This window comes from Flavobacterium sp. LC2016-01 (genome assembly GCF_009711135.1).
Lineage (GTDB): Bacteria > Bacteroidota > Bacteroidia > Flavobacteriales > Flavobacteriaceae > Flavobacterium.
Map to the genome: position 1 here is coordinate 1 of NZ_WMIC01000019.1, position 5341 is coordinate 5341.

Below are 5341 nucleotides of genomic sequence, written 5' to 3' on the forward strand. Positions count from 1 at the left end.
AGGGTTTTCAAAAGAAAGGCGACGACATACTCTCCCACATAACTGCAGTACCATCTGCGCAGGCGGGCTTAACTACTCTGTTCGGGATGGGAAGAGGTGAGCCCCGCCGCAATAACCACCTTAAGGTTGTTAGTCCAAAGTCTAAGGTCATAAAGTTTAAAAGTCTTTTGACTTTTGACTTTAATCTTTCGACTTAAAGACTGCTCGCGTCGAGCAAATATTTTAACATACTGAGATAAAGAAAAGAAGTATTAATTTAGAAAGTTTCTTCTCCCCGCCGAGGCGGGGAGAAAAGGGTGTACATAAGCTTACGGATTATTAGTACTACTCGACTATGACATTACTGCCTTTACATCTATAGCCTATCAACGTGGTCATCTTCCACGATCCTTAAAAGAAATCTCATCTTGTGGTGGGTTTCGCGCTTATATGCTTTCAGCGCTTATCCCTTCCCAACGTAGCTACTCTGCGGTGCCCCTGGCGGGACAACAGATACACTAGAGGTTAGTCCAATTCGGTCCTCTCGTACTAGAATCAGATCCACTCAAATTTCTAACGCCCACAGTAGATAGAGACCGAACTGTCTCACGACGTTCTGAACCCAGCTCGCGTGCCACTTTAATGGGCGAACAGCCCAACCCTTGGGACCTTCTCCAGCCCCAGGATGTGACGAGCCGACATCGAGGTGCCAAACCCCCCCGTCGATATGAGCTCTTGGGGGAGATCAGCCTGTTATCCCCGGCGTACCTTTTATCCTTTGAGCGATGGCCCTTCCATGCGGAACCACCGGATCACTATGCTCTACTTTCGTACCTGATCGACCTGTATGTCTCTCAGTCAAGCTCCCTTATGCCATTGCACTCTACGCACGGTTACCAAGCGTACTGAGGGAACCTTTAGAAGCCTCCGTTACTCTTTTGGAGGCGACCACCCCAGTCAAACTACCCACCAAGCAATGTCCCCCGCAATCGCGGGGTTAGGCCTCAGATAAACAAAGGGTTGTATTTCAACAATGACTCCACAACGCCTGGCGACGCCGCTTCATAGTCTCCAACCTATCCTACACATCATTTATCCAAGGTCAATACTAAGCTATAGTAAAGGTGCACAGGGTCTTTTCGTCCCACTGCGGGTAAACGGCATCTTCACCGTTACTACAATTTCACCGAGCTCATGGCTGAGACAGTGTCCAGATCGTTACACCATTCGTGCAGGTCGGAACTTACCCGACAAGGAATTTCGCTACCTTAGGACCGTTATAGTTACGGCCGCCGTTTACTGGGGCTTCAATTCAATGCTTCTCCGAAGATAACATCTCCTCTTAACCTTCCAGCACCGGGCAGGTGTCAGGCCCTATACTTCATCTTGCGATTTTGCAGAGCCCTGTGTTTTTGATAAACAGTCGCCTGGACCTCTTCACTGCGGCCCCGCCGTGGGCGGGGCGACCTTTCTCCCGAAGTTACAGGTCTATTTTGCCTAATTCCTTAGCCATGAATCTCTCGAGCACCTTAGGATTCTCTCCTCAACTACCTGTGTCGGTTTACGGTACTGGTACTGAATGCCTGAAGTTTAGAGGTTTTTCTTGGAAGCCCTTAGGCGCACTATCTCTTTGTCCGAAGACTCCGAGTACTATCGTATTTCCCCAAGACGCGTGGATTTGCCTGCGCATCTTATAGGTAGGTACTTCAACGAACTATTCCGTCAGTTCGCGGCGCTTTCATCACTCCGTCACCCCATCACAGCATTCAGTAGTACGGGAATATTAACCCGTTGGCCATCGACTGTCCCTTTCGGGTTCGCCTTAGGACCAGACTAACCCACAGCTGATTAGCATAGCTGTGGAAACCTTAGTTTTTCGGTGTGCGGGTTTCTCGCCCGCATTATCGTTACTTATGCCTACATTTTCTTTTCTGACCGGTCCAGCATACCTTACGATACACCTTCAGCCCTGTCAGAATGCTCCCCTACCACTTACAGTTGCCTGTAAATCCATAGCTTCGGTAATATGTTTATGCCCGATTATTATCCATGCTCGTCCGCTCGACTAGTGAGCTGTTACGCACTCTTTAAATGAATGGCTGCTTCCAAGCCAACATCCTAGCTGTCTGGGCAGACAAACCTCGTTCTTTCAACTTAACATATATTTGGGGACCTTAGCTGATGGTCTGGGTTCTTTCCCTCTCGGACTTGGACCTTAGCACCCAAGCCCTCACTGCTGTGAAACATTATATAGCATTCGGAGTTTGTCAGGAATTGGTAGGCGGTGAAGCCCCCGCATCCAATCAGTAGCTCTACCTCTATATAACTATCATCAGCGCTGCACCTAAATGCATTTCGGGGAGTACGAGCTATTTCCGAGTTTGATTGGCCTTTCACCCCTACCCACAGGTCATCCGAAGACTTTTCAACGTCAACCGGTTCGGACCTCCACTGTGTGTTACCACAGCTTCATCCTGCCCATGGGTAGATCACACGGTTTCGCGTCTAACACTACTGACTAAAGCGCCCTATTCAGACTCGCTTTCGCTGCGGATCCATGGCTTAACCACTTATCCTTGCCAGCAACGTTAACTCGTAGGCTCATTATGCAAAAGGCACGCCGTCACCCCACGAAAGGGCTCCGACCGCTTGTAAGCGTATGGTTTCAGGATCTATTTCACTCCGTTATTCACGGTTCTTTTCACCTTTCCCTCACGGTACTGGTTCACTATCGGTCTCTCAGGAGTATTTAGCCTTAGCGGATGGTCCCGCCAAATTCAGACAGGGTTTCACGTGCCCCGCCCTACTCAGGATACCGCTATCTATTACATTTATTACCCATACGGGGCTGTCACCCTCTGTGGCGTTCCTTTCCAGAAACTTCCGGTTCTGCATGCATAAAATGTCGCGGTCCTACAACCCCACCTATGCCGTAACATAAATGGTTTGGGCTAATCCGCGTTCGCTCGCCACTACTTACGGAATCACTTTTGTTTTCTTCTCCTCCGCCTACTTAGATGTTTCAGTTCAGCGGGTTTGCCCACCTATCGGTGTACTATGTCTTCAACATAGTGGGTTGCCCCATTCGGGTATCTGCGGATCAATCAATGTGTGCTTGTCCCCGCAGCTTTTCGCAGCTTATCACGCCCTTCATCGCCTCTGAGAGCCTAGGCATCCCCCATACGCCCTTATTTTGCTTATTGTACCAATCATAAATTCAATTATGACCGTTTTTTTTTGTCTTTTACTATAAATAGTAAAAAACGCTTTCTACTTTTTATTATTTTCTTATCTCAATATGTCAATGAACTTTTATCTGCATTTTTCAGCAGATCAGTGGAGAATAACGGAGTCGAACCGTTGACCTCCTGCGTGCAAGGCAGGCGCTCTAGCCAGCTGAGCTAATCCCCCAATCTAATTATGAATTGTGAATTATGAATTATGAATGATTATTCATAAGAACTCAACTCTAGAATTTCCTTTTTTTTAAGTTAAAATAGTAGTCCCGGGCAGACTCGAACTGCCGACCCCTACATTATCAGTGTAGTACTCTAACCAGCTGAGCTACGAGACTCTGTTTTACTTAAGTTTTATCATTTTTTTAAATTAACAGCAAGAGTAATTGAATCTTTCAATTCAGAACGTTCAAGATCTTCATCTTTTTTCCCCATCGTGCGTTTCCGCTAACAATTGGGGCTCTAGAAAGGAGGTGTTCCAGCCGCACCTTCCGGTACGGCTACCTTGTTACGACTTAGCCCTAGTTACCAGTTTTACCCTAGGCAGCTCCTTGCGGTCACCGACTTCAGGCACCCCCAGCTTCCATGGCTTGACGGGCGGTGTGTACAAGGCCCGGGAACGTATTCACCGGATCATGGCTGATATCCGATTACTAGCGATTCCAGCTTCACGGAGTCGAGTTGCAGACTCCGATCCGAACTGTGACCGGTTTTATAGATTCGCTCCTGGTCGCCCAGTGGCTGCTCTCTGTACCGGCCATTGTAGCACGTGTGTAGCCCAAGGCGTAAGGGCCGTGATGATTTGACGTCATCCCCACCTTCCTCACAGTTTGCACTGGCAGTCTTGTTAGAGTTCCCGACTTGACTCGCTGGCAACTAACAACAGGGGTTGCGCTCGTTATAGGACTTAACCTGACACCTCACGGCACGAGCTGACGACAACCATGCAGCACCTTGTAAATTGTCTTGCGAAAGTTCTGTTTCCAAAACGGTCAATCTACATTTAAGCCTTGGTAAGGTTCCTCGCGTATCATCGAATTAAACCACATGCTCCACCGCTTGTGCGGGCCCCCGTCAATTCCTTTGAGTTTCATTCTTGCGAACGTACTCCCCAGGTGGGATACTTATCACTTTCGCTTAGCCACTGAACTTGCGCCCAACAGCTAGTATCCATCGTTTACGGCGTGGACTACCAGGGTATCTAATCCTGTTCGCTACCCACGCTTTCGTCCATCAGCGTCAATCAATTGGTAGTAACCTGCCTTCGCAATTGGTATTCCATGTAATCTCTAAGCATTTCACCGCTACACTACATATTCTAGTTACTTCCCAATAATTCAAGTTCAGCAGTATCAATGGCCGTTCCACCGTTGAGCGATGGGCTTTCACCACTGACTTACTAAACCGCCTACGGACCCTTTAAACCCAATGATTCCGGATAACGCTTGGATCCTCCGTATTACCGCGGCTGCTGGCACGGAGTTAGCCGATCCTTATTCTTACGATACCGTCAAGCTCCTACACGTAGGAGTGTTTCTTCTCGTACAAAAGCAGTTTACAATCCATAGGACCGTCATCCTGCACGCGGCATGGCTGGATCAGGCTTGCGCCCATTGTCCAATATTCCTCACTGCTGCCTCCCGTAGGAGTCTGGTCCGTGTCTCAGTACCAGTGTGGGGGATCTCCCTCTCAGGACCCCTACCCATCGTTGCCTTGGTAAGCCGTTACCTTACCAACTAGCTAATGGGACGCATGCTCATCTTTCACCGTTGTGACTTTAATTATAAAGTGATGCCACTCCATAATACTATGAGGTATTAATCCAAATTTCTCTGGGCTATCCCTCTGTGAAAGGCAGATTGCATACGCGTTACGCACCCGTGCGCCGGTCTCTAGCTCCGAAGAACTATACCCCTCGACTTGCATGTGTTAAGCCTGCCGCTAGCGTTCATCCTGAGCCAGGATCAAACTCTTCATCGTATATTGTTTGCTTCAATTTCTCAAAGCTGTTTATTATTCGACGAACATCTATCGGTTCTTTTCGAATCTCTCGATTCCATTACTCTTATTCTTTTGTTCTAACATCTCTGTTAAAACGGCTGTCAATTCAATATGTCTACGAACGT

The 5341-nt window shown here is 48.1% G+C and carries 2 tRNA genes and 3 rRNA genes; all 5 read right to left on the reverse strand.

What is annotated here, in order from left to right:
• Positions 1–13 precede the first annotated feature (13 nt).
• Positions 14–123, reverse strand: a 5S ribosomal RNA gene (gene rrf / locus GKZ88_RS22245).
• Between the two features lie 175 nt (positions 124–298).
• Positions 299–3182 (reverse strand): 23S ribosomal RNA (locus tag GKZ88_RS22250).
• Positions 3183–3316: 134 nt separating this feature from the next.
• A tRNA-Ala gene (locus tag GKZ88_RS22255) sits at positions 3317–3390 on the reverse strand.
• Positions 3391–3479: 89 nt separating this feature from the next.
• Positions 3480–3553 (reverse strand) — tRNA-Ile (locus GKZ88_RS22260).
• Positions 3554–3681: 128 nt separating this feature from the next.
• A 16S ribosomal RNA gene (locus tag GKZ88_RS22265) occupies positions 3682–5195 on the reverse strand.
• Together the 16S, 23S and 5S rRNA genes with 2 tRNA genes alongside form the textbook arrangement of a ribosomal RNA operon.
• Positions 5196–5341: the final 146 nt, after the last annotated feature.